We start from the raw sequence: 387 nt of genomic DNA on the forward strand, positions 1-387 counted from the left end.
CGCTTTGCGGCGAGTCTCTCTCTGTGAGCACCGCCGAGCATGCATGCTATGACCCGAAAGATAGTGAACTATGCCTGGCGAGGGCGAAGCCCCAGGAAACTGGGGTGGAGGCCCGTAGCCGTTGTGACGTGCAAATCCATGGTATCAGTTGGGCATAGGGGCGAAAGACCAATCGAACTATCTAGTAGCTGGTTCCACCCGAAGTTTCTCTCAGGATAGCTGTACTTGGCTCTGATTCCGAAAGGCTTGTTGCCGTTACTCTCTGCTTTGTGGCACGGGAGATGGTTAAACTGAGTTTCGTCTGGTAAAGCGAATGACTAGAGGCACGCGGGGACGTAAGGTCCTCGAACTATTCTCAAACTTTAAATGGGCGAGATCTCCGGCGTA

Annotated in this window: 1 rRNA gene; it reads left to right on the forward strand. The window is 53.2% G+C overall.

The features are described from left to right. Nucleotides 1-387, forward strand: a 23S ribosomal RNA gene (locus F0L68_RS46020); the annotation flags it as partial.

The sequence above is a fragment of the Solihabitans fulvus genome (genome assembly GCF_008386585.1).
GTDB classification, from domain to species: domain Bacteria; phylum Actinomycetota; class Actinomycetes; order Mycobacteriales; family Pseudonocardiaceae; genus Solihabitans; species Solihabitans fulvus.